Source organism: Enterococcus sp. AZ035 (assembly GCF_050548325.1).
GTDB classification, from domain to species: domain Bacteria; phylum Bacillota; class Bacilli; order Lactobacillales; family Enterococcaceae; genus Enterococcus; species Enterococcus faecalis.
Window position 1 is genome coordinate 711,372 of sequence record NZ_CP172958.1, and the last position, 24,432, is coordinate 735,803.

The window sequence follows — 24,432 nt, forward strand, 5'->3', positions numbered from 1 at the left end:
TGATATTTTTGTTATAATTATAGAAGAATTTAACGAAAAAATGAAAATTTATTTTGGGAAGGAATGTAAGAAATGGCGAAGGCAACGAAAATGAATGTTAACTATCGAGAGTCGATCTTGGATCGTGCGTATCGTTTAGAGCTAATAAAAAAAGATGAGTATGCAAAACATCAAGAAAAATTATCATTATTAAATGAAAAATTGTCTGACGGGGAACCAGCTCAATTTGATGCAAAAGAAGAAACGTTTTGGAAAAAAATTTCGCAAAAAGTTATTTTATAAAAGTAATACATACGAATAAGAGCGTACACATAGAAAGAAGCATAAGCAGTGTCAAACTGCTTATGCTTCTTTTTTAATGAATAGGAATAACTGTTTCACGCTTAATTAATTTGTGAGGAATAACGAGACGGACACCATTCGTCAATTCTTCGTGGATTAATTCATATAATTTTTTCATCGCCATTCGACCTAATTCTGACGTGTCGATGTCAATACTTGTTAGATAAGGATGTGTCAATGTTGAAAAGATTGAGTTGTTAAAACTAATAATGGATAACGTTTCAGGAACTTGATAACCATAGATTTGCGCAAGTTGCATCGTCCGCAAAGCAAAGATATCATCAATCACCACCAACGCCGTGGCATTATTTTGATGAAGAATGTCATCAAAAGCCATGTAATCTTCAGGTTTTTCTAACGCAACGCTTGGTAAAACAGTTAATCCTTGCATCATCATTGCTTTTTGATAACCAAAGTAACGTTCAAAGTACAAACTTTCATGCGTTGTATTGGTCACAAATAAAATATTTTTATGGCCGTTTTCAATTAAAAATTCCGTCGCTTGTTTCCCTAATAATTGATTATCATTATCCACGTAAACTATTTCCGTTTCATGTTGGTAAGGTTGACCAATTAAAGTAAAGGGAATGTTGTTTTCATATAAGTAATCAATGACGGGGTCCTTACTATCTGAATACACAAGAATAAAACCGTCCACTTGTTTTTGAAGATGCATTCTTTTAACGTTTTCCAATAGTACATCAAAACTTTTGGCAGTTGCAATAGCAGTAGTCATATCATAAAGACGGGCTTCCTCGTTGATGGCTTCCATAATTTCTAAATAAAATGGATTCCCTAACCGTTCTTTCGAATCTAAAGGAGGTAAAATTACGCCAATGGCACTTGAAATTCGTTTACCCAAATTCCGTGCCGTCATATTTGGCACATAGCCTAAGTCATCCATGACTTTTCGCACTTTCTTTTTTGTCGATTCAGAAATACTTGGATGATCGTTAATGACACGCGAAACGGTTGAAGTTGCAACCCCCGCTTTCTTAGCGACATCTTTTACTGTAATTGCCATTTTTGCCACGCCTTTCTTAGTGATTATAGAAGGTTAAATTGATAAACCGTTTGGTAGGTTTGCTTTTTATTAGCTGGTAATAAAATAGAGCCCCACTGAAGATGATGAACAATGTCTGGATACTCTTGTGGTTCAATTGCTAAGCCATAGTTTGAATGCATCGTTTGTCCATTAATAGAAAATGGAGCCTCAAAACCAGTCGTAGAAAATAATACCATACTTTGGTTCGTTGTTGCTATCGTCATTTTTCTTCCAGAAGTAGGCTCTTGTAAGCATAATTGTGGCTGTCTTAAGTCAGAGCCAACTAAGGGGAAAACATCATCTAACCCAGTTGGATAGCGTTGGAGGATTGTTTCGATAGGTGTCAGTTCATTAAAACGTATGGATAGTTCAGAAGCTGGTAAAATCCGTCCAGTAGGCAGCTTATTATCGTCTAATTCTAACATACCTTGACAGTTCAAAGATAGCAAATGTGACAGAATGTCTAACTTTCCATCGCCAGATAAATTAAAGTAGGCGTGGTTTGTAGGATTAAAAAGTGTTTCCTGTTTACTCCGTCCAGTACTGATCATTCGTAAATGATTATCCTCTAGCTGGTAGGTGATGGTGGCCTCAATTGGTCCAGGATAGCCAGAAATGGTGTCGGTTAAATGAAAGGAAACGCCAATGATATCCTTTTTTTCAAAGGGCTCGACTGTCCAATATTGAAAAGACCACCCCTTTGAGCCACCATGGATATGATGACCGTCGCTATTTTGTTCTAATATTCCATTTTGCCAATGGCCATTACGAATGCGTCCAGCAACTGGTCCAACAGTGGCGCCAAAAAAGCTTTGATCCTTTAATACATCTTGATACGAATCATACGATAAAAGGATATTTTCCCAATGATTATTTTTGTTTGGCATCAAAAGTTGATGGAGGCGCGCGCCATAATTGAGAAGAACGACTTCTAAAAAGTCGTTCTTCAAAGTAATTTTTTTTAAGTTTGTGTTTGGAATATCGGTTACGGTGATACGATTATCCTTCATGATCAAGCCACACTTTTTTTAAGTAATCAAACGTTAAAGCGCTCGTCTCTGGCACGATAGGCAACCCTTCGCCTAACTCTTCTTTGCGGCCAACGCCAACAGGTTGCGCTCCACTAGCAAGAATCGCTTGAATCCCAGCTTTGGCATCTTCAATGCCAAGACATTCTGCTGGTGTCAAATCAATTTCTTTCGCAGCTAAAATGAAAATATCTGGAGCGGGTTTACCTGCCTGGACGTCTGCCGGATTAGCAATGGCATCAAAAAGGGGCGTCAATTGCATTTTTTCTAAAAGAAAAGGCCCATTTTTACTTGCAGAAGCCAAGGCGATTTTAATATTGGCTTCACGTAATTCCGTTAATAAAGAAAGAATTCCTGGGTAGACATCTTCAGGCGTAATCGCTTGGATCATTTCCAAGTAATAATCGTTTTTCCGTTGCGCTAACTGGGCAAATTCTTCAGAAGAAAACGTGCCTTCTTTTTTTCCGTATTTTAACAGTAACTGCAGAGAATCTTCACGGCTTACACCTTTCAGTTGTTCGTTGAAAACACGGTCAATGGAAATTCCAATTTCGTTCCCTAATTTTTTCCAAGCGTGGTAATGAAATTCTGCTGTATCAGTAATAACGCCATCTAAATCAAACAAAACGCCTTTAAACATGAACTTCTTCCTTTCTGATCGGTAAAACTAATCGATCTTTTAACGTGTATTTTTGATCGTAAACAGTTAATGGAATTGCAGGACCGTCGAGTAAAGTGAAGGCCACTTGGTCTGCTGCAACTTCAACAAATAGTAAACGATTCCGATAATTAATGTGGAATGAGTAGGCTGTCCATGTCGCTGGTAAAAAGGGTGCAAATTTTAGTTGTTGATGGTCCGTTTTCATTTGGGCAAAACCTTGAACAATCGCTAGCCAACTACCAGTCATTGAGGTAATGTGTAAGCCATCTTCTGTATCATTATTGTAATTATCTAAGTCAAGGCGCGCTGTTCGTTGATACATTTCCACTGCTTTTTCTTCCATGCCTAATTCAGCAGCTAACACAGCATGAATGCTTGGTGAAAGAGAAGATTCATGGACAGTCATTGGTTCGTAAAAGTTAAAGTTCCGGCGTTTTTCTTCTAAAGAAAAGGCATCATTGAAGAAATAAATTCCTTGAAGAACATCGGCTTGTTTAATGAAACAAGACCGTAAAATTTTATCCCATGACCAATGTTGATTTAAAGGCAGCTCACTAAGTGGTAAATCAGAAACAGGCATTAAATCTTTATCTAAGAAAGTGTCATGTTGTACAAAAATGCCTAATTCGTTATCCACTGGGAAGTACATATTTTCTACAATGTCTGCCCATTTAGCTAATTCGTCGTCTGCAATTTTGAGCGTTGTTTCTTCTTGGAATTTTAAATAAGACTCACGGGTGTAACGTAGAACCCACGCAGCGATGGTATTGGTATACCAGTTATTATTGATATTATTTTCATATTCATTTGGCCCCGTTACGCCATGAATCATATATTGTTTGTGACGTTGGGAAAAGTGGACCCGATCTGCCCAAAAACGAGCGATTGCTACAAGTACTTCTAGACCAGCATCTTTTAGATAATCTTCGTCTCCTGTATAGTTGACATAATTATAAATCGCATAAGCAATCGCACCATTTCTGTGAATCTCTTCAAAAGTGATTTCCCACTCATTATGACATTCGACACCAGTAAAAGTAACCATTGGGTAAAGCGCACCCTTTAACCCTTGTTGTTGGGCATTATGAATGGCTTGAGGCAATTGATTGTGGCGATATTTCAGTAGATTTTTAGTAACTTCGGGCTTAGCCAACGCCAAGTAAAGTGGGACAGCATATGCTTCTGTATCCCAATATGTGGCACCTCCATATTTTTCGCCCGTAAAGCCTTTTGGTCCGATGTTTAAACGATCGTCTTCTCCATAGTAGGTTGAGAAAAGTTGGAACAGATTAAAACGAATGCCTTGTTGGGCTTCGTCATCTCCTTCAATAACAACATCAGCTAATTGCCAACGTTTTGCCCAAGCGGCAGCTTGCCCAGCTTTTGCTTCAGGGTACAAGGTAGTCATTTCTGCAAATAATTCGTTTACTCGTGTGATTTGTTGCGTTTCTGGCACATCACGACTGGTAACGACAAGCACTTCTTTTGTGATGGCGGTCGTTTCGCCTTCGTTTAAAGACACTGTCAATTCTGCGGTTAAAGCCAAGGGCTGTTGTGTATATGTAGGCACAACAGAGGCTCCATCGATGAAATGGCGCATGCCTGCAGTCACTGTAAAACGCTCTATTTCAAAGTTGTTAGGAATGGTCTTAGTCGTAACAAAGCCAAGTGTTTCTTGTGTTTCAATAGCTCTTTCTTCCCAAAAATGTTCTTCATAATTGCTGTCTTCATTTTGAACATCGCCATCCAATTTTGAGTGAAGAGTGATTGTGCCTGTACCTTCCAGCATTTCAATTGTTAAGTGGATGTAAGCTGCCTCTTTTTTTTCTAAGCTTAAAAAACGTTCAAAAGAGAAGCGCACTTTATTCTTCGGTGTTTGGATGGTGAATTGCCGAGAAAGAACCCCGTTTTGCATGTCTAATTCTAAAGAAAAATCTTCGTAAGGTGTAGTGGCTAAATCAATTGTTTGTCCATCAATTTGTAAGTCCATTGCGATGAAATTAATTGCGTTAATCACTTTACCAAAATATTCAGGATAACCATTTTTCCACCAACCAACACGTGTTTTGTCTGGATACCAAACACCTGCTAAATAGGTTCCTTGATGGTGGTCGCCAGAATAGTGTTCTTCAAAATTTCCCCGCATCCCCATATAGCCGTTGCCAATGCTTGTTAATGATTCTTGTAAACGTAAATTTTCTTTATCTAAGTGTGTAGTACGGATTTTCCAAGGATCAATTTGGAATAAACGTTTGATTTGTTTCATGAGAATCCCCCTCAGTGATTTTATTGATAGGTCTATCATAAACGCAACCGATTGCATTAGTCAATAGTCAATGCTTAAAAAGTGTAATCTTATGAATAAAAGCTGAAACAAAGGTAGGTTAGAAGGAGCTTTATTTGCTTTATTAAAAGACAAAATAAAAAAGGATTAAGTAGTAGGGAGTTGTTTTCCACAATATTTTTGAAATTAAAGCATTTACAAAAAGGAAACAGGAGTATATAATAGCAACATAACGAAACCGATTGCGTAAGGAGTGGCAGGAATGAAAAAAATGTTTAGTTTTGAGTTTTGGCAAAAATTCGGGAAAGCTTTAATGGTCGTTGTGGCAGTAATGCCCGCAGCGGGTTTAATGATTAGTATTGGGAAATCGCTTCCTTTAATCGATCCTAATTTAGGCTTGTTAGTAACAACAGGCGGAGTTCTGGAGAGTATCGGTTGGGCAATTATTGGCAACTTACATTTACTATTTGCGTTAGCAATAGGTGGCAGTTGGGCCAAAGATCGTGCAGGTGGCGCATTTGCAGCGGGGATTTCTTTTGTTTTAATCAACCGTATTACTGGAGCCATTTTTGGTGTAACAAATGAAATGTTGGCTGATGAACAAGCTTTCACGCATACCTTATTTGGCACCAAGATTATGGTGAAGGGATTCTTTACAAGTGTCTTAGAAGCTCCGGCATTAAATATGGGTGTTTTTGTAGGGATTATTGCTGGTTTTGTCGGTGCGATGGCTTACAACAAGTATTACAATTATCGGAAATTACCAGATGCGCTATCATTTTTTAATGGTAAACGGTTTGTCCCATTTGTCGTTATTTTGTGGTCAACAATTGTCTCAATTGCATTAGCACTTATTTGGCCAAATATTCAAGCGGGAATTAATAATTTTGGGTTATGGATTGCGCAATCTCAAGATAGTGCACCTATTTTAGCGCCATTCTTATATGGAACGTTGGAACGTTTGTTATTACCTTTTGGGTTACATCATATGTTGACGATTCCAATCAACTATACACAATTAGGTGGAACGTATGAAATTTTATCTGGCGCACAAGCTGGAACCCAAGTCTTTGGTCAAGATCCTTTATGGTTGGCTTGGGCAACAGACTTAGTGAATCTTAAAGGCGCTGGTGATATGAGCAAGTATCAGTTTGTCTTAGAAAATTGGACACCAGCTCGATTCAAAGTAGGCCAAATGATTGGTTCTTCAGGGATTTTAATGGGGATGGCTTTGGCGATGTATCGTAATGTCGATGCAGATAAAAAAGCTAAATATAAATCAATGTATTTTTCTGCTGCTTTAGCTGTTTTCTTAACTGGTGTGACAGAGCCGCTAGAATTCATGTTTATGTTTGCTGCAGTGCCGCTTTATGTAATTTATGCGGTGATCCAAGGTGCTGCTTTTGCAATGGCTGATATTTTACCATTGCGTGTGCATTCGTTTGGAAATATTGAATTGTTAACAAGAACACCGCTAGCAATAAAAGCTGGTTTAGGTGGCGATTTAATCAATTTTGTTTTAATGGTCATCATTTTTGGTGTTGTCACTTATTTCTTAGCGAATTTCTTAATTAAAAAATTTAATTACGCAACACCTGGAAGAAATGGAAACTATGACAATGATAACAGCGAAGAAATCGCATCTGGCGCGGCTGGTTCAGGCGTCGTCGATCAGCAAATCGCGCAAATTGTCTACTTACTTGGTGGTAAACAAAATATCAAAGAAGTTGATGCGTGTATGACACGCTTACGTGTCAGTGTAAAGGATCGAGAAAAAGTCGGTTCGGAAGAGGCGTGGAAACGGGCAGGCGCAATGGGCTTGATTGTGAAAGATAATGGCGTTCAAGCCGTTTATGGACCAAAAGCCGATGTTTTAAAATCCGATATTGAAGATTTACTAGCTTCCGGCGTTGACATTCCAGAACCAGTTATAGCAGAAAGTACAGCAGGAGTGCCAACAACGAATTTCTTAGGTAAGAAAAAAGATTTCGTGGCTGTAGCGACAGGGGAAGTTATTCCAATGGCGCAAGTCAATGATCCTGTCTTTTCACAAAAAATGATGGGGGATGGATTTGCAGTTAAGCCTCTAGAAGGAGAGGTGGTGGCACCAATTTCGGGGAAAGTTCTAAGTGTTTTCCCAAGCAAACATGCGATTGGGCTACAAACAGAAGAAGGTATTGAAGTACTTGTCCATATGGGAATTGATACAGTTGAAATGGCAACACCTGCTTTTGAATCTTTTGTTAAAGAAGGACAATCATTGAAAGCTGGGACGAAACTAGCTAAAATGAATTTGGATGTGATTGAACAAGCTGGCAAAGAAACAACGATTATTGTCGCCTTTACAAACAGCGACAAAGTGGAACAAGTAGTTATTAATCAACTAGGAACCACCACTGCGGGAACTGTGATCGGACAGATTGAAATTTAAATGATTAGGTATGAGGTCGGGACAGAACCGTTTAACTCCGAGAAATAAGAAGGAATTTCCGGAAATTGCTTTTTAATTTTTGGATAATTTCGGCTTATTTCCGAAGGAGTTGGTTCTGTTCCCGCCGTTTATCAGGTTTTGCGCGTGAAGCAAAAATCCAAAGTGATTTTTGTCCCACTCACAGACCTAATAACATGTAAGAGAAGGGGAAAAGATGAATCTTTTAACAATCAATACTCATAGCTGGTTAGAAGAAGAACCATTAAAAAAATTAGAGGAGATTGCCAAGGTGATTTTATCTTCTGAAAGTGAAATAATTGCCTTACAAGAAGTGAATCAGAAAGTCGCTTCCAAGAAAGTGCCGTTAGAACAGTTAACTACTTTTTGTCCCATAGCGACCCAAACGCCGATCCATGAAGATAATTTTGCATATCTAATCGTTCAATATCTAGCTGAAAAAGGCCAACACTATTATTGGAGTTGGGAAATGAGCCACATTGGTTATGCTATTTATGAAGAAGGGAACGCACTACTTTCGAAATGTCCGTTGACTAGTGAAGCTCTCCTTATTTCAGAAAGCCAAGAACCAACGAATTATCGAACAAGAAAAATCTTAGTAGCGGAGACAGAGAGTTCAAAAGGTACGCTTACTGTTGTCTCTGGTCACTTTTCTTGGTGGGAAACACCCTGTACAGGTTTTGCCTATGAATGGCTACAATTAGAGAAATACTTAGCGACGGGGCAACAACCGTTAGTCATTTTAGGCGATTTAAACAACCCAGCTGGTACAACTGGCTATCAATTAGTGGAAAATAGTTACTTGCCGATTCAAGATGCATTTGTTGTAGCGGAAGAGACAAGCGGTGAAGCGACAGTAGAGAAAAAAATAGATGGCTGGGAAGAAAATGAAGCAGCCTTGCGGATTGACTACGCATTTGTTCCAAAACAGTGGCACGTACGAAAATATGAAGTAATTTTTGATGGTAGGAAAACACCGATAGTCAGTGATCATTTTGGCTTACTCATTCAACTAAAATAAGAAAAAGCGCTGAATTTTCAGCGCTTTTTCTTATTTATTCGCTCATGTAATTATTCTTATCAGTCTTGTTTGGCTAATTCTTGATCCCGAAGGATGGTGGCCTCAATCCCTTTGATGACTGTTGAAATAAACGCATTGTTTTCTAATTCGACAATCCCAGCAACCGTGGTTCCACCAGGAGAACTGACTTGGTCGATTAAAGTCCAAGGATTCTCTGTGCTATTTGCCAAAGTTTGAGCGCTGCCTAGTACAGCTTGTGTGGCAATTTCTAAGGCCAACTCTTTGTTCATACCATTTTTAACGGCTGCTCGGGCAATCGAATCAATAAATAAGAAAGCATACGCAGGAGTGCTACCTGCAATAGCAGTAAAAATCGAAAAATACTGTTCCTCTAATTCCCAGGCTTGGCCAACTGCTCGAAACAACGATAAAACAGTCTGGATGTCTTCAGGGGATGCAAAAGCGTTACCACAGACAGCTGCTGCACCCGCGCCAATCAACGCATTCATATTGGGCATCACACGAACGAGACGAAGCGGTTGGGTAGTCTCAAACAGTTGATACAATTCTGCAATAGTCGTACCTGCCGCAATGGAAACAATTAACGGTTGCTTGTCTAAAATTGCTTCTTTTGCTTCAAGTAAAGCCGCTTGAACGAATTGCGGTTTCACTGCTAAAATAACTAAGTCAGCTACTGTAATAGCTTCTTGAGGCGAAGCAACCGCGTGTGCACCAATTTCTTGTGCAAAAGCGGCGGTTTTTTCGACTTGAATATCATAAAAATAAAGGTTTTCTGCGGCAATAAATTGCTTTTTTAGCGCACCTTTGGCAATAGCGGATGCCATATTTCCAGCACCAATAAAACTAATTTTCATAAAAAATTCCTCCTAAAAACTGTTGAATCTCTTTTTTCGTGTTACCATGTATCTAGTATAGAAGGAAACGCCAAAGAAAAAAATAGAGGGAGTAAAGTAAAAAGTGTTGGATTATGAGGTGATTAATTGGCAAGCAAAGAAGAACAATATGCAGCATTTTATCAGTTTTTAGAGACCTTAGATTGTTATTTAACCACTACCAATGCTCTTGAGAATGAAGTAGCGCAATTTAAGGAAAATCCACATCGAGAAATTGCGGGCTTTATGCTGGCATCTTCGGAAACCATTGACGTTCCGAAAGGATTTATTCGGATGCTCTATTGTTTAGAGCAAGACGGCTATGCTTATTTGGATCAACAAAGGTGTTCGTTTTCGGCTGGCCAAGTCATGATTGTCAATGAGGCCACCTCGGTTAGCTATCAGGGGCAAGGAATGTCTATGATTATATTTTATTTTAAAAAGCACTATTTTCTTGATACGCTCTTAAATCAGCTGGCGGAAGAACCAGTCATGTATCGTTTTTTTACAGAAATTGCTAGCAGTGAATTTGAAAACATTCCTCGATATTTCGTTTTTGCCAGCCAGCCAAATTCGGATGTTCACGTCTATTCGCTATTATTACTAAAACAAATTGTGAAAATGGCCTATTTTAATAATAAAGTGACCAAAGCGGCCTTTGTTTTGCTAGTGGTGGAACTAGGTCAACTGCCTAGAGAAGCTTTAAAGATGCAAGATAATTATTTGTCGAATCATCAACGTGTCGAGGTGATTTTAGCGTATATTGAGCAACAGATTGCGCATGTCACTTTAGCAGAAGTCGCCGCTAAATTTCATTTTCATCCGAATTACTTATCGAATTTTTTAAAAGAAAAAACAAACAAAACGTTTACGGAAATTGTCTTAGCCTACCGAATCCAATTGGCGAAAAACTACTTGAAGCAAACAGATTTATCGATTCAAACGATTGTTGAACGAATCGGCTATCAAGACAAAGCCTTTTTTTATAAACGTTTTAAAGAAGAAATGGGCATGACCCCAAAACAATATCGACAGAAAGAGGGAATGGCAGATGTACGAAGAAGTCTTTGAAGAATTTCAGTTAACTGTAGTAGAATTACCAATCGAATTCGTTGATGATTTGCCTGTCTATCGCGGACACTTAAAAGAATTAACGTTTCTTTCAGCGGAAGCCTCTTCACGAAAAAAACTTTACCAACAGCTTTTACAGGCTTATTTGTTGTATAGAGAAGAGAATCAAGCAGTTGTTGAAGAGGAAGAAATAACCTCCTCATTATTGTCTACAGAACAGTTATTAAAATACTATGATGGTGAAACGTTCGATGGGTTTCAGTTGCCATCAAATGAATAAGAAAGCAGGGGAACAAATGGATACAATGGCAAAAATTAATCAATTTCGTGATGAAAGAAATTGGCGCCCCCACCATAATGAAAAAGATTTGGCGCTCTCAATTTGTTTAGAAGCAGCAGAATTGTTAGAACTTTTTCAATGGAAAACAGCAGAAGAAGGCATCAAACAAGAAGAACGAATCAAAGAAGAATTGGCTGATGTTCTCATTTACTCCTACATGATGGCTGATAATTTAGGGTTTGATTTGGACGAAATTATCGAAGAAAAGTTGAAGAAAAATGCGTTGAAATATCCAGTGCCACACTAAGAAGCTCGTATTTTGATTACACGCCCCAAAGTTTAGAAAAATATCAGTTTGGGGCGTATCAAAATTGATGCTTTTTTAGTTTCAACTAGTTGTATTTTATTTGATTTAATCTATTGTCTCGAATAAGTAGATGAATCCTATCTGCGAAGTGGGTGTCGTTTATACTCCTAGTCTTAGCCAACGTTTATTATTTACCCTTGCAATAGTCAGCGCGATGACTGTTAGAACTATAATATACAAGATAATCAATAAATTGTGGTCAAAACTAATTGAGTTTTCTGAGCCTTCTAAAAAATTCTGGACGTTTAGATATAATTCGTTTGAAGCATCAAATATTGTAAAAAAACGTAAAAATCCACCAATTGCAACAAAAAGTACTGTTGTAATCCAATAGAGTATGCTAAAACCGATAGATAAAAGAACGTTAGCAGATAAAAAACTGATCAACGCAACAATTAAAATATACTGAATTGAAATCATCGATAATAAAAAAAACATTTGCAGAATTACAGAAAAATCCATAAAAATAAAGGAAACGATAAATAACAGAACTAGAATACTGCCTAGGGTCTCTACCGTAAGTGTCAAAACTTTTTTTATATAAAAAGTAAGGCTATTGGTATTCATCATACGATAAAATAAAATTGTTTTTCCTGAGTACTCTTTATTAATAAAGAAAGAGACTAGAAACGAAAACATTAGAAAGCCAAATTGTGTAAATACAGTATATGTACTAAATAAGTATTCTCGGTAACTTAACCTAGTTACTTTATCGATGCCAATAGGTAGAATCCATCCCATTGCAAAGATTGCAACGATAATTGCAATTAAAATAATCATTATTTTGTTGGAAATCGTTTTTTTTAATTCCAAAATTTCATCCCTCAATATACTTCTGAATAACTAGAGAAAGATCACGGGAATATTCAAATAAAATAGAAATGTATGAATAGAAACTTTTTCATTGACTTTCACATGGTGTCAAGGTTTATGATAAGAATATCAATTGAATGAAAAGGAGACTCTATGTATCAAATTGGGCAATTTGCCAAGTTAATGGATATTTCCCCACGGATGCTGCGTCATTATGAAAAAGCAGGAATTTTTGTTCCAAATGAAATTGATAAAAAAACAGGATATCGCTATTATAGCGCACATCAAATTCCTTTATTGAAACAAATTTTACTGTTAAGAGATTCAGGGTTTAAAGTTGAAGAGATGGCGGAAACTTTGAGAAAACTTAAGGATGCTTCTTTTTTGGAAACTATTTTGTTAAGAAAACGAGATCAATCGCGACATTTAATTCAAATGGAGGAGCAAAAGATTAAAAAAATTAATCAACAGTTAGTAGCTTTGAAGGAGGAAAAACAAATGATTAAAGGGACAGAAATCGATTTTATTGTTAGTGATAGCCTTAAGGCGCTTGCCTTATATAAAAAGGTGTTTGAAATAGAGGTAGTGGAAGCAACCGAATACCCTATCGGAATGAATGAAGCGGTTTTTCAACTTTATGGCACGAGGTTTCACATGTTAGATGCCAATGAAGAATATGGTTTAAAATCACCAACCCAAGAACATCCCAATACTATCTGGTTTAATATAACAGTAGAAAATATTGAAGAGACACATCAACTGGCAATGGAAAACGGTTGTCAAGAAGTACAGCCTATTACTGAAATGATGGAAGGAGCGCTCAAAAATTCATTGTTTATTGATCCGTATGGGTACATGTGGATGCTCCACCAAATCTATCAAGAGTTGAGTTTTGATGAGCGGATTGAGATTTTAGAAAACGAGCTGTAAAAATCAATATTCTTGTGTGTGTTTAACTAGTTATCTGAAAAGAACGTAACGTTTGTCAACTAAGCGTTACGTTCTTTTTTATGCGTGTTAACAGAAATTAGTTAAAAAGATAGAGATTTGAACGTCTATATTCGGTATACTAACTATTAAGAAAATAAATTTTTAATACAAAAAAATTTATTTAGCTCTGTGGAAAATCAGAGCTAGAATATTCGGTAGGAGTGGAAGGGAGAAAAAATCAGTGTATGGGAAAAATAAAGTAGGGATAAAATTACAAATGAGCGTGGGGGAGTATCGAAAAACAAAAGTAAAAAGTATTATAATGAAGAATTTAGTTTATCTAGCTGTTCTTTTAATAGGAATCTATTTGGGAATGAGTTTCTTAAAACGATTTGAAAGGACTTATTCAGCTCCAACAGACGATGTCGTAGTAAAAATTAATCAAAATCATCTTTTTGTTTCAGATAATGCACAAATTTTGAACGAAGAAGTCATTAATAATGTACAAAAAATTAATCAAGAACTTAGTAAGACGGAAACGAAACCACAACTAATGGTTATCACAGTTGAGCAAGTTCCTGAAAATGAAACGATTGAAAGTTTTACTAATCAAATAGGTAATAAATTAGGTATCGGAAATAAACTTTATAATAATGGAGTGATTTACTTAGTAGCTGTCAAAGACAGGCAAGCAAGACTTGAAGTAGGCTATGGGCTTGAAGAGATAATCCCAGATAGTTTAACCGATGAAATAACAGATAGTACCGTGAAAGATTTTTATAAATTAAAGGATTTTAATGCAGGAATACATATTGTCACCACTCGGATTAAGGAACTACTTACTACTGATACTATGTCCAAAACGACCTCGCTACCTAAGGTTAGTTTTTTGCAGAAAATTTGGTTATATTTATTAGGAATAGGAAGGTCGTTAAAGCCTTGGCTAATTATAGTTTTTATTATTGTTATGTTGTATTTTTTATGGGAATTACGTAATGCGGGAAAAGAACTTAGTGCCCGCTTGGCTCTAGTTGACATGGCAAATCGCTACAAGGAAGATGTAGCTATGTTTTATAATGGCGGTATTTCCTCTAAGGCAATTGTTTTAGGAGAACAATCAGTTGAATTTAAAGCTGCCAAGGCGCGTTTGGAGAAAAATATTTTATATCCTGAAAATTCGAAAAAAGAGATAATAATTCCCGCATACTATGATATGGATTTTGCCTTTGGCGAGGTGACACCAAAGAAATTTATTTATAATTATGTTGCACAGTGGAAAGATTTAAGAAGCTCTTCTATGTGTGCTTGTTTTTGGATAGGTGAAGTATATTGGGAAAAAGTTCCAGAAACGAAACTGCCTGCGTGTCGGATTAGTGGAATTAATGATAACTTAATACCTGCTTACCTAAAAATTATTTTGTTTCCTCTTTCGATTTTATTAAAACATCCTTTTTTGGTATCCGTGACTCTGATTATTTATGTTCAAGTTAGTTTATCAGAGCAGTCGTTTCCTTCGACAGTTTTCACACTAATCACAGAGATTCTGACATTTTTAGAAGACGAAGACTCTTTAGTACCCATGGTTAGTCTGGTCTATTTTTTGATTCCGGTCTTTTTCTTATTTGGTTATATAAAATCAATAGGTGTTGGCTTACAAAATAGATTGCACCTGGATTCTATGATCCGTAGGTTTTTAAAAGATATCCAGCAAGTAAGTTCAGAAAAATCAAAATCATTAAAACAATTAGCAAACGATTTAGACAACCAGCAATATAAAATTGAAAAAAAATTATTGCGGAAAAAAATTAGAGAAAAAAAGATTACCAACAAAAAAGCTTCAAAATCCTTCTATCCGATAAGATTTATTAAGACTACGTATCCTGAATACTATGATATGCGTTTTGCTTATGGAAATGTGTCTATTGCTAAATTTCTAGCAAGTTCACGTTCTGACAGGCAACTAAAAAAGACCAGTATGTATGCGAATCGTCATGATTGGTGGGTTACAAGCAACGAGGGTTCTTCTGATGATGGCTCCGGTGACGGTTTCGGAGGTGGGAGTTTTGGCGGAGGTGGAGGTACTTCAAGTTGGTAGAAAGTTAAACTAGGTTAGGATGAACTTGGGATAACAAAAGCGCCTCTTAGAAACCCTGGTTTCTAAGAGGCGCTTTTGTTATCTTTACGTCACAGGAGGGATTCGAACCCCCGACCGTCCGCTTAGAAGGCGGATGCTCTATCCTGCTGAGCTACTATGACAATAGTTGTAATACAACAAAGCTAATTATAATGGAAGTAGTGTTAGAAAGTCAATCGGAAATTTAAATAACAGAAGAAGTTTTTTTGGAGAGAGAAAGTGAAGAAAATAGAGAGTTTATATTGACGAGGTTTTCTGGTTCTGTTATTATAGTTAGTGTTGTAATTGTGGTCTCCACAGCTACAACCGCACAGAACAAGTTTTTAAGCATGAGTAATCATCACTTGGGATGGCGAGTCTAAGTCTAGAAGAAGGAGGTGCTGTATAGCATGTACGCAATTATCAAAACTGGTGGTAAACAAGTGAAAGTTGAAGTAGGTCAAGCAATCTACGTTGAAAAATTAAACGTTGAGGCTGGCGAGAAAGTTGTTTTTGACGAAGTTATCTTAGTAGGTGGCGAATCTACAAAAGTTGGTGCGCCAACTGTTGCAGGCGCAACTGTTGAAGGAACTGTTGAAAAACACGGCAAACAAAAGAAAGTCGTGACTTTCCAATACAAACCTAAAAAACACTCTCACCGTAAACAAGGTCACCGTCAACCGTATACAAAAGTTATGATCGAAGCAATCAACGCTTAATCTCTCTTGTTGACAGGAAAGAAGGCCTATCAATGATTAAAGGTTCTTTTAAACGAACAGGCTCCGGCCGAATCGTTTCATTCGAATTAACCGGGCATGCTGAAGCAGGTCCTTATGGCAGCGATGTGGTTTGCGCGGCAGTTTCTGCCTTAGCAATTAGCACAGTCAATGGGATTGATGCCTTAGCAGGTTTTGAACCGATTGTGGAAGTTGACGATGTAGAAGGTGGCTACCTTTATGTCGAGATGTTAACAACTGTCAATCAGGAACAAAAAAATATTGCCCAAATTCTATTAGAAAATCTTTTATTAGGTTTACAATCAATAGAGAACGAAAATACTGAATTTATTCAAATAAAAACAATCACTGAGAAATAGGAGGTGCAGACTATGTTATTGACTATGAATTTACAATTATTTGCCCATAAAAAAGGTGGCGGTTCTACATCAAACGGCCGTGACTCTGAATCTAAACGATTAGGCGCTAAAAGTGCTGATGGCCAAACAGTTACAGGTGGTTCAATTTTATACCGTCAACGCGGAACTAAAATTTATCCAGGTGTGAACGTTGGAATCGGTGGCGACGATACGTTATTTGCAAAAGTTGACGGTGTGGTACGTTTCGAACGTAAAGGCCGCGACAAAAAACAAGTATCAGTTTATCCAGTAGCTAACTAATACGATTAAAAAGCTGAATCTGCGGATTCAGCTTTTTTTGTCTTGCATAAAGGGTTAGCCGGAAAATAAAGAAACATCTCAAAATAAAAAAAATCTCACATTGGGTTTAACTGCTTGTCTGACAAGGTTAATTGATGATATATTTAATGTAATAACAAGCATGTTATAAAATAATTGAGTCAAAAGAAAGAAGGGTATTATGCAGAAGAATTTTAGTGTAGTAAAGAAGTACGTGAATTTGATTTTGGATATTGTGTTAGGGATTTTAGGAGTTTTCTTATTAGTATTTATGGCTAGTTATTTAGTTGACCTCGCTACATATCTCATGAAGCCAATGACGCCGGATAATTTTTCAGTTATCATGCAAGAAATTATTTCATTCTTTATGTTATTTGAGTTTATTATGATGATTCTTCGCTATATTCAAGAAGGACACCATATTCCGATTCGTTATTTGATTTTAATTTGTTTAACCGCAATTTTACGTCAATTAATGGTTGCACATGGCGATGGCTTGCAGACTTTATTGTTATCTTTATCAATTCTTTTACTAGTGGTTGTGCTATTTATTCTCGGGTTAAATGGCAGCAAATTTTATACGCTAGGAAAAGCGAAAGTAGAAGAAGATCACGAGCAAGATTTTCATCATTAATCGAACATAATCAAAGACCGTCCAACGTGAGAATTTTTCTCTAACGTGGGGCGGTCTTTTTAATGCATAGTTAAATAGTTAACTCAATCAGTTCAATTGTTGGTAAGACACCAAAGCGTGCGCTGATTTTAGTGGTTCCGATTCCTGGGTGAACAATTAGCGGCGTTTCATCTTCTAAATGATAAAGCCCATGTGTATATTTTTTAGCAAGCTGATTTTTGTAAGTGAAAAAAGGCAAGCGAATCTGTCCGCCGTGACTATGTCCTGCTAAAATGAGGTCAATGTTTTTGTTGACTGCTGAGTCTGCGACATCTGGCTCATGGGTTAGTAGCAGAGTGGGCGTTCCAGTAGGGCGGTTGACTAAAGCTGCAGCTAAGTCGGTTTGTCCATATAACGAATCTTCTAAACCAGCGACGTACAAGGAGATGCGGTGTGAGACAGGCAGTAATTTGCCCGTGTTTTTTAGTACGGTAAAGTCGGCAGCTTCTAAGATTGTTTCGTAAAAATTGGTATCTAACCCGCTATACTCGTGGTTGCCATAAATAGCGAATTTGCCATATGGGGCGTTAATTTTACGGAAAAGTTGACTCACTTCATCCTGAATTTCGATACCGAAACGGGCATAATCATCAAATAAGTCTCCTGTAAAAACGACTATGTCTGGTTGTAATGTATTTGTTTTTTCAACAATCTGTTTTAAGGCCTTCACAGAATAATTCTTTTTTAAATGAATATCAGAGAGTTGAACAATCCGTAAGGTTTTCCCTGATTCTGTTACTTTAATTTGATTTTTGTGTATGACTAAGCATTTAGGTTCAATAAAAAAACTATAGCTTAAAATGCCGATAATAATGAAAAATAGTGCCAGAAATAAATAAACGTTCATAATTTCCTCCTTGAAGTCGCTAAAGTAGTTTACTACAAAAGTGTTAAGCAAAAAATAAGGAAAGGTAAAATTTTCAGTAAACTTTCTCGATGAAGTTTTTTGGTGATTCATGCTTTTCTGAAGTAAATTTGCTATAATGAAAAATGAGAAAAAAGAAAGAAGGTCGAACCAATGATGGCAAGAGTCGAAAAGCTACGGGAGTTAATGAAAGAAAATAATTTACAAGGATTTTTAGTGACAAGTCCGTATAATTTACGTTATTTAACCAATTTTACTGGGACAACAGGCTTGGCAATGATTACATTAGATAAAGCTTTTTTTGTAACGGATTTTCGTTATACGGAACAAGCTGCGGAACAAGCAACTGGTTTTACTATCGTTAAAAACACAGGACATATTTTTGACGAAGTAGCAGATTTAGCTGAACGTTTGCAATTAGATAATTTAGCTTTTGAAGAAACGCAAGTTAGTTTCGCTGATTATAGCTTATTGGAAGAAATTTTACCATGTGAATTAGTTCCTGTAATGGGTTTGATTGAAGAATTAAGAGAAGTGAAAGATGAAGAAGAAGTAGCTATTATTGAAAAAGCGTGTGCCATCGCGGATCAAGGATTTGCCTTTGTCTTAGAGATGATTAAACCTGGAATGACAGAGATTGAAGTGGCTAATCAATTAGATTTCTTCATGCGTTCAAAAGGAGCCAGTGGTGTTTCTTTTGAGACAATTGTGGCCAGCGGTCTACGTTCAGCGATGCCACATGGCGTTGCTAGCCATAAAGTCATCGAAAAAGGTGAGTTAATCACTTTAGATTTCGGTTGTTATTATGAAGGCTATGTTTCTGATATGACACGGACATTCGCTATTGGTAGTATTCAGCCAAAACTAAAAGAAATTTATGACATTGTTTTAGAAGCACAATTAAAAGTGTTAGCAGAAGCTAAACCTGGGTTGACGGGCATTCAATTAGATGCGATTGCACGGGATCATATTGCTTCCTATGGCTATGGCGATGCGTTTGGTCACAGCACTGGTCATGGCATTGGGTTAGAAATTCATGAAGGACCAAATGTTTCATTCCGAGCAGATAAACAGTTTGTACCAGGGAATGTGATTACGGACGAACCTGGAATTTATTTGCCAGGAATTGGTGGCGTGCGTATTGAGGACGATTTATTAATTACTGCTGAAGGTAATCGTGTATTAACACATGCGCCAAAAGAATTAATCATTTTATAAAGGTTGGGAGAACATGGATATCCAAGAGTATCAGCGGTTTATTAGTGCGTTTTATAAAAAACGTAACTGGTATCAATATGATCCGTTTATTCGTTCCAACTTTTTAACAGAAGAAGTCGGCGAAGTTTGTCGGGCCATTCGGACAATTGAAATTGGCCGTGATCGACCGGATGAAACAGTTTTGGCGGATGAAGAGAATCTGGAAAATTTAACGGAAGAGTTAGGCGATGTGTTGGATAATTTATTTATTTTAGCCGATAAATATGACATCTCTTTAGAAATGATTATGCAAAAGCATCGGACGAAACTAATGGAACGTTATCCTGAAGAATAAAGATGTAAAAATAAGAAAGCCAAAATTACTTGGTCTTTCTTATTTTTACGTCTAAAGGCTTGAATTAGAAATTTATGACAAGAAATTATCTGTTCTTTTAGTCAGAACTTAGCTTTTCTGGTAGCGAAATAGGCTAATTAATGATAAACTAAGAACGAGTATTGATAAGCAAAATTTGGACGTTCTTTCACAACTAACTGAAGAAACCAGTGTTGTTTTAATTTTTAAGAATCATCCGTTGCTTAAAAGAGAATCCTTAAGAGACTTAGTGATTCATCAAATAAATCGTTTATTTAACGATTTTGTGCGTAATAGATAAGGAGGACAACCAAATGTCAGAAGAAAAAAATCTTGTAATCAATGCAAACGATTCTTTAGGAGAAATCGTGATCGCTCCTGAAGTCATTGAAGTAATTATCGGAATCGCTGCTTCAAAAGTAGAGGGCGTTTATGGGATGCGCGGCACGTTTGCCAATAATGTGAATGAATTATTAGGCCGTGCAGCACACGGCAAAGGTGTATATTTACGAACAGAAGAAGAAGGCTTAAAAGTCGATATCTATTGTTACTTGAACTACGGTGTTTCTGTACCAAAAGTTGCGTTAGAAATGCAAGACCGTGTGAAACAACAAGTCTTATTTATGACAGATATTGATTTAGTTGAAGTGAATATTCATGTTGTAGCGGTAGTACCTGAAAAAATCCCTCAACCAGACTTAAATGAATTATTCCCAGAAGATGAAGATGGAGAAGAGAATGAGTAAAACAGAATTAACCCGTCACGAGATTCGTGAAAAAGCGCTCCAAGCCCTTTTTCCTTTAGATTTTAATGCTGATTTAACCAAACAAGATGCCATTGATTATGCATTGGCTTATGATAATCGGGAAATCGTCAGTGAAGATGGCGAAGACCTAGTCCCTACGTATTTAGATTTACTTGTCGGCGGTGTGTGTAGCCGCAAAGCAGAACTAGACGAAGTGATTACGAACCATTTAGGTAATAACTGGTCTATGCAACGCTTAGCAAAAATAGATATTGTTATTTTACGTTTAGCTATTTTTGAAATGCTATACGTTTCAGATGTGCCAAACATTGTGGCATTAAATGAAGCCGTTGAGTTAAGTAAAAAATACAGCGACGACCGTTCACGTAAATTTGTTAATGGTGTGTTATCAAATGTAATGAAAGAAATTGATTCAGAGGCGTAAGCTCTGAATCTTTTTTTACTATCTAACTGGTGTTAAGATACTGGGTTATATGCTAAAATAAATACTATTAAAGAAGTAAAGAAACAATAGAGGGAGCGAAGGAATGAGTACAGTAATTAACGGTCGTGAATTAGCAGATCAAATGCAAGCAGAGATTCAAAAAGATGTAGAAAAGATGACACAACAAGGCATCCAACCAGGATTAGTTGTTTTATTAGTTGGGGAAAATCCTGCCAGCCAAACGTATGTGAGAAATAAAGAACGTGCAGCAGCCAAAATTGGCATTCTGTCAAAGGTCGAAAAACTGCCAGAAACTATTTCAGAAGAAGAATTATTGGCTGAGATTGACAAATATAATCAAGATTCACGCTTTCATGGCATTCTTGTACAACTACCTTTGCCAAAACATATTGATGAAGAAAAGATTTTATTAGCGATTGATCCCAAAAAAGATGTAGATGGGTTCCATCCAATGAATTTAGGCCGTTTGTTTGTAGGCAAACCTGAAATGATTCCTTGCACGCCGTATGGAATTATGAAGATGTTTGAAGCTTATGATATTGATTTAACAGGTAAACGTGCGGTGGTTATTGGTCGAAGCAATATTGTTGGCAAGCCAATGGCACAATTATTGTTAATGAAAAATGCGACCGTGACGATTGCCCATTCTAAAACTGAACATTTAGCAGAAGTTGCAAAAGAAGCGGATATTTTAGTTGTAGCAATTGGACGCGGGCATTTTGTCACCAAAGAGTTCGTGAAACCAGGTGCGGTAGTGATTGATGTGGGCATGAATCGCAATCAAGAAGGAAAACTGATTGGTGATGTAGCATTCGATGAAGTTTCTGAAATTGCAAGCTATATCACGCCGGTTCCCAAAGGTGTTGGCCCAATGACGATTACCATGTTAATGTATCAAACAGTCGAGGCAGCAAAAAAACAAAAGTAAGGTGAAAAAATGACGCAACAGTATTTAACAGTAACAGCCTTAACGAAGTATTTAAAACGTAAATTTGATGCAGACCCTTACTTAGGACGTGTCTATTTAACAGGTGAAATTTCGAACTTTCGCTTCCGAGCGAACGCGCATCAGTACTTCAGTTTAAAAGATGATCATGCGAAGATTTCTGCAATTATGTTTAAATCAGCCTTTCAAAAATTGAAGTTTCAACCAAAAGAAGGCATGAAAGTCATGGTGGTGGGGCGTATTTCGCTTTATGAAAACAGCGGCTCCTATCAAATTTATATTGAACATATGGAACCAGATGGTGTAGGTGCACTTTATCAAGCATTGGCAGAATTAAGAGAAAAACTAGGAAAAGAAGGACTTTTTGAAGGGCCTAAACAACAGTTGCCTCGTTATCCCAAACGAATCGCTGTGGTTACAAGTCCTAGTGGTGCTGTTATTCGGGATATCATTACGACAGTCAAAAGACGGTATCCGATTGCACAACTGGTCCTTTTTCCAACCTTGGTCCAAGGCGAGCAGGCGGCGGATGACATTGTGCGGAACATTCAGCGAGCCGATGCGCAAGGCGATTTTGATACGATGATCATCGGCCGTGGCGGTGGTTCAATCGAGGATTTATGGCCATTTAATGAAGAAAAAGTGGCTCGAGCCATTCATGCTGCCACCACACCGATTATTTCATCGGTTGGTCACGAAACAGATGTGACAATTGCCGATATGGTAGCAGATGTTCGTGCAGCAACGCCAACGGCAGCAGCGGAACTAGCGGTACCAGTTTTAAATGAAGAACTATTAAGAATTAGTGAACGGCGTAGTCGTTTAGAACAAAGCTTTTTATATCTCTTACAACAACGAACAGAACGTTTCCAACGACTACAAAATTCTTATGTGTTTAAGCAACCTGAGCGACTTTATGAAGGTCAAACGATTAAATTAGATCGAATGACGCAACGTCTTTTCCAAGCAATGACAACAATTCATCACCAAAAACAACGTCAAGCCCAAGGAATTATCGCTCAATTGCAACAACAGACACCAAAGGGACAATTAAGAGAAAGTCAGCAACAATTGGCATTTTTACAACGAAACTTGCAAACACAAATGACACAATTGTTCCTAAACAAACAAAAGCAATTCACGTCTGCTGTTCAACAACTAGACTTACTCAGCCCACTCAAAATTATGGGTCGAGGATATAGTTATACTACAAAAGAGGACCGTGTCGTTAAAACTGTTACCGAGTTACAGCCAGCAGATCAATTAACGATTCATTATGCTGACGGTACAGTTCAAGCAAACGTCGAAACAATAACAGCGAAAAAAGAGGAGTTTTAACATGCCAGCAAAAGAAAAAACGTTTGAAGAATCATTAAATGCCTTAGAAGAAATCGTTCAGCGCTTAGAACGAGGAGATGTTCCTTTGGAAGAAGCCTTAGCTGCCTTTCAAGAGGGCATGGCATTAAGTAAACAATGTCAAGATACATTGGAAAAAGCGGAAAAAACTTTAACGAAAATGATGACAGAAAACAATGAAGAAATTGTTTTTGAAGAGAGCGAGGAAGCGTAATGACGAATTTTAGTCAACAGCATTTACCGTTGGTTGAAAAAGTCATGGTCGATTTTATCGCAGAATATACTGAAAATGAGCGTTTGAAAGAAGCAATGCTCTACTCAATACACGCAGGTGGCAAACGATTACGCCCGCTATTAGTGTTAACAACAGTGGCCGCTTTTCAAAAAGAGATGGAAACACAAGACTATCAAGTGGCTGCCTCTTTAGAGATGATTCATACGTATTCATTAATTCATGATGATTTACCAGCAATGGACGATGATGATTTACGTCGTGGCAAACCAACCAATCATAAAGTGTTTGGTGAAGCGACTGCCATTTTAGCAGGGGACGGCTTATTAACAGGTGCATTTCAGTTGCTTTCTTTGAGTCAATTAGGCTTAAGTGAAAAAGTTTTACTGATGCAACAACTGGCAAAGGCAGCGGGGAATCAAGGCATGGTTTCCGGCCAAATGGGTGATATTGAAGGAGAAAAAGTCAGCTTGACTTTAGAAGAGTTAGCGGCTGTTCATGAAAAGAAAACCGGAGCGCTAATTGAATTCGCCTTAATTGCTGGGGGCGTATTAGCCAATCAAACAGAAGAAGTCATTGGTTTACTGACACAGTTTGCGCATCACTATGGCTTGGCTTTTCAAATTCGTGATGACTTATTAGATGCCACAAGTACAGAAGCAGATTTAGGTAAAAAAGTAGGCCGAGATGAAGCGTTGAATAAAAGTACGTATCCAGCTCTTCTAGGGATTGCTGGCGCGAAAGATGCGCTAACACATCAATTAGCAGAAGGTAGCGCTGTTTTAGAAAAAATCAAAGCAAATGTTCCCAACTTTTCAGAAGAACATTTAGCAAACTTGTTAACTCAGTTACAATTGAGATAGAAAG

The 24,432-nt window shown here is 37.4% G+C and carries 27 protein-coding genes, 1 tRNA gene, 1 pseudogene and 1 other annotated feature; of the genes and pseudogenes, 21 read left to right on the plus strand and 8 right to left on the minus strand.

Annotated features, from left to right (window positions below; translation table 11 throughout):
* Nucleotides 1-72: 72 nt before the first annotated feature.
* Complete coding sequence (locus tag IGL32_RS03430) at nt 73-282, plus strand: hypothetical protein (RefSeq protein ID WP_002355840.1); 210 nt, start codon at nt 73-75, stop codon at nt 280-282.
* A 73-nt stretch (nt 283-355) separates the two neighbouring features.
* Here IGL32_RS03430 and bopD read toward each other — a convergent pair whose 3' ends face one another.
* Genes bopD through IGL32_RS03450 form a run of 4 tightly spaced genes read right to left on the minus strand, consistent with a single transcriptional unit; the run spans nt 356 to nt 5,342 of the window.
* On the minus strand, nt 356-1,366 hold the full coding sequence (gene bopD, locus IGL32_RS03435; protein WP_002358859.1) for a LacI family transcriptional regulator BopD: 1,011 nt from the start codon (nt 1,364-1,366) through the stop codon (nt 356-358).
* A 23-nt stretch (nt 1,367-1,389) separates the two neighbouring features.
* Nucleotides 1,390-2,397 (minus strand): aldose epimerase family protein, encoded by a 1,008-nt coding sequence (locus IGL32_RS03440; RefSeq protein WP_010826435.1) that lies wholly within the window; start codon nt 2,395-2,397, stop codon nt 1,390-1,392.
* Entirely contained in the window at nt 2,387-3,055 is a 669-nt protein-coding gene (pgmB, locus tag IGL32_RS03445; RefSeq protein ID WP_002355844.1) for a beta-phosphoglucomutase, read from the minus strand. Before pgmB ends, IGL32_RS03440 begins: the two co-directional genes overlap by 11 nt.
* Nucleotides 3,048-5,342, minus strand: coding sequence for a glycoside hydrolase family 65 protein (locus IGL32_RS03450; RefSeq protein WP_010706686.1), 2,295 nt, complete (start codon nt 5,340-5,342; stop codon nt 3,048-3,050). The genes pgmB and IGL32_RS03450 overlap by 8 nt, the downstream gene beginning before the upstream one ends.
* A gap of 280 nt (nt 5,343-5,622) precedes the next feature.
* Here IGL32_RS03450 and IGL32_RS03455 point away from each other — a divergent pair, with 280 nt between their 5' ends.
* Together IGL32_RS03455 and mapP are read left to right on the plus strand one after the other, a co-directional pair.
* Complete coding sequence (locus IGL32_RS03455) at nt 5,623-7,791, plus strand: PTS transporter subunit IIBC (protein WP_002379197.1); 2,169 nt, start codon at nt 5,623-5,625, stop codon at nt 7,789-7,791.
* A 214-nt stretch (nt 7,792-8,005) separates the two neighbouring features.
* Complete coding sequence (mapP, locus tag IGL32_RS03460; RefSeq protein WP_002370688.1) at nt 8,006-8,830, plus strand: maltose 6'-phosphate phosphatase; 825 nt, start codon at nt 8,006-8,008, stop codon at nt 8,828-8,830.
* Nucleotides 8,831-8,889: 59 nt separating this feature from the next.
* Here mapP and proC read toward each other — a convergent pair whose 3' ends face one another.
* Nucleotides 8,890-9,705 carry a pyrroline-5-carboxylate reductase gene (gene proC, locus IGL32_RS03465; protein WP_002363318.1) on the minus strand — a complete coding sequence of 272 codons (816 nt, stop codon included), beginning with the start codon at nt 9,703-9,705 and terminating at the stop codon, nt 8,890-8,892.
* Between the two features lie 126 nt (nt 9,706-9,831).
* Between proC and IGL32_RS03470 the strand changes: the two genes are divergently transcribed.
* Genes IGL32_RS03470 through IGL32_RS03480 form a run of 3 tightly spaced genes read left to right on the plus strand, consistent with a single transcriptional unit; the run spans nt 9,832 to nt 11,381 of the window.
* The gene (locus tag IGL32_RS03470) at nt 9,832-10,794 is read left to right on the plus strand and encodes a helix-turn-helix domain-containing protein (protein WP_002376144.1); all 963 of its coding nucleotides are present in this window, start codon (nt 9,832-9,834) and stop codon (nt 10,792-10,794) included.
* Nucleotides 10,775-11,074, plus strand: coding sequence for a hypothetical protein (locus IGL32_RS03475; RefSeq protein WP_002358867.1), 300 nt, complete (start codon nt 10,775-10,777; stop codon nt 11,072-11,074). The genes IGL32_RS03470 and IGL32_RS03475 overlap by 20 nt, the downstream gene beginning before the upstream one ends.
* Nucleotides 11,067-11,381: a nucleotide pyrophosphohydrolase gene (locus tag IGL32_RS03480; protein WP_002370682.1), complete on the plus strand. Its 315-nt coding sequence runs from the start codon at nt 11,067-11,069 to the stop codon at nt 11,379-11,381. Before IGL32_RS03475 ends, IGL32_RS03480 begins: the two co-directional genes overlap by 8 nt.
* A 159-nt stretch (nt 11,382-11,540) precedes the next feature.
* Here IGL32_RS03480 and IGL32_RS03485 read toward each other — a convergent pair whose 3' ends face one another.
* Complete coding sequence (locus tag IGL32_RS03485; RefSeq protein WP_002399740.1) at nt 11,541-12,221, minus strand: peptide ABC transporter permease; 681 nt, start codon at nt 12,219-12,221, stop codon at nt 11,541-11,543.
* 186 nt (nt 12,222-12,407) lie between these two features.
* On the opposite strand from IGL32_RS03485, the pseudogene IGL32_RS03490 reads away from it, so the two are divergent.
* From IGL32_RS03490 to IGL32_RS03500, 3 genes and pseudogenes are all read left to right on the plus strand, one after another.
* Nucleotides 12,408-12,608: pseudogene (locus IGL32_RS03490) on the plus strand (MerR family transcriptional regulator); the annotation flags it as partial.
* Between the two features lie 144 nt (nt 12,609-12,752).
* Nucleotides 12,753-13,184, plus strand: a complete 432-nt coding sequence (locus tag IGL32_RS03495) for a VOC family protein (RefSeq protein WP_002370677.1) — start codon at nt 12,753-12,755, stop codon at nt 13,182-13,184.
* A gap of 241 nt (nt 13,185-13,425) precedes the next feature.
* Nucleotides 13,426-15,279, plus strand: coding sequence for a TPM domain-containing protein (locus tag IGL32_RS03500; protein WP_167591387.1), 1,854 nt, complete (start codon nt 13,426-13,428; stop codon nt 15,277-15,279).
* Nucleotides 15,280-15,366: 87 nt separating this feature from the next.
* Here IGL32_RS03500 and IGL32_RS03505 read toward each other — a convergent pair.
* A tRNA-Arg gene (locus tag IGL32_RS03505) sits at nt 15,367-15,440 on the minus strand.
* Nucleotides 15,441-15,612: 172 nt separating this feature from the next.
* Nucleotides 15,613-15,688, plus strand: a sequence feature (ribosomal protein L21 leader region).
* A 19-nt stretch (nt 15,689-15,707) separates the two neighbouring features.
* On the opposite strand from IGL32_RS03505, the gene rplU reads away from it, so the two are divergent.
* The 4 genes from rplU (at nt 15,708) to psiE (ending at nt 17,345) form a co-directional block, all read left to right on the plus strand.
* The gene (rplU, locus tag IGL32_RS03510; RefSeq protein WP_002355866.1) at nt 15,708-16,016 is read left to right on the plus strand and encodes a 50S ribosomal protein L21; all 309 of its coding nucleotides are present in this window, start codon (nt 15,708-15,710) and stop codon (nt 16,014-16,016) included.
* Between the two features lie 32 nt (nt 16,017-16,048).
* Nucleotides 16,049-16,393 (plus strand): ribosomal-processing cysteine protease Prp, encoded by a 345-nt coding sequence (locus IGL32_RS03515; protein WP_002355867.1) that lies wholly within the window; start codon nt 16,049-16,051, stop codon nt 16,391-16,393.
* A 12-nt stretch (nt 16,394-16,405) separates the two neighbouring features.
* The gene (gene rpmA / locus IGL32_RS03520) at nt 16,406-16,693 is read left to right on the plus strand and encodes a 50S ribosomal protein L27 (RefSeq protein WP_002355868.1); all 288 of its coding nucleotides are present in this window, start codon (nt 16,406-16,408) and stop codon (nt 16,691-16,693) included.
* A gap of 199 nt (nt 16,694-16,892) precedes the next feature.
* Nucleotides 16,893-17,345 (plus strand): phosphate-starvation-inducible protein PsiE, encoded by a 453-nt coding sequence (gene psiE, locus IGL32_RS03525; RefSeq protein ID WP_002355869.1) that lies wholly within the window; start codon nt 16,893-16,895, stop codon nt 17,343-17,345.
* A gap of 70 nt (nt 17,346-17,415) precedes the next feature.
* On the opposite strand, the gene IGL32_RS03530 is transcribed toward psiE, so the two are convergent.
* On the minus strand, nt 17,416-18,231 hold the full coding sequence (locus IGL32_RS03530) for a metallophosphoesterase (protein ID WP_002363393.1): 816 nt from the start codon (nt 18,229-18,231) through the stop codon (nt 17,416-17,418).
* 171 nt (nt 18,232-18,402) lie between these two features.
* On the opposite strand from IGL32_RS03530, the gene IGL32_RS03535 reads away from it, so the two are divergent.
* From IGL32_RS03535 to IGL32_RS03570, 8 genes are all read left to right on the plus strand, one after another.
* Complete coding sequence (locus tag IGL32_RS03535) at nt 18,403-19,467, plus strand: M24 family metallopeptidase (RefSeq protein ID WP_002391500.1); 1,065 nt, start codon at nt 18,403-18,405, stop codon at nt 19,465-19,467.
* Between the two features lie 13 nt (nt 19,468-19,480).
* On the plus strand, nt 19,481-19,801 hold the full coding sequence (locus tag IGL32_RS03540; protein ID WP_002355872.1) for a MazG nucleotide pyrophosphohydrolase domain-containing protein: 321 nt from the start codon (nt 19,481-19,483) through the stop codon (nt 19,799-19,801).
* Between the two features lie 332 nt (nt 19,802-20,133).
* Entirely contained in the window at nt 20,134-20,565 is a 432-nt protein-coding gene (locus IGL32_RS03545) for an Asp23/Gls24 family envelope stress response protein (RefSeq protein ID WP_002355874.1), read from the plus strand.
* Nucleotides 20,558-21,010 (plus strand): transcription antitermination factor NusB, encoded by a 453-nt coding sequence (gene nusB / locus IGL32_RS03550; protein ID WP_002355875.1) that lies wholly within the window; start codon nt 20,558-20,560, stop codon nt 21,008-21,010. Before IGL32_RS03545 ends, nusB begins: the two co-directional genes overlap by 8 nt.
* Before the next feature lie 103 nt (nt 21,011-21,113).
* Nucleotides 21,114-21,959 (plus strand): bifunctional methylenetetrahydrofolate dehydrogenase/methenyltetrahydrofolate cyclohydrolase, encoded by an 846-nt coding sequence (locus IGL32_RS03555; RefSeq protein WP_002355876.1) that lies wholly within the window; start codon nt 21,114-21,116, stop codon nt 21,957-21,959.
* Between the two features lie 9 nt (nt 21,960-21,968).
* Nucleotides 21,969-23,315, plus strand: coding sequence for an exodeoxyribonuclease VII large subunit (gene xseA / locus IGL32_RS03560; RefSeq protein ID WP_002355877.1), 1,347 nt, complete (start codon nt 21,969-21,971; stop codon nt 23,313-23,315).
* A 1-nt stretch (nt 23,316) separates the two neighbouring features.
* Nucleotides 23,317-23,547: an exodeoxyribonuclease VII small subunit gene (locus tag IGL32_RS03565; RefSeq protein WP_002355878.1), complete on the plus strand. Its 231-nt coding sequence runs from the start codon at nt 23,317-23,319 to the stop codon at nt 23,545-23,547.
* A complete protein-coding gene (locus tag IGL32_RS03570) occupies nt 23,547-24,428 on the plus strand; it encodes a polyprenyl synthetase family protein (RefSeq protein ID WP_002379200.1) in 882 nt (293 codons plus the stop codon). The genes IGL32_RS03565 and IGL32_RS03570 overlap by 1 nt, the downstream gene beginning before the upstream one ends.
* Nucleotides 24,429-24,432 lie beyond the last annotated feature (4 nt).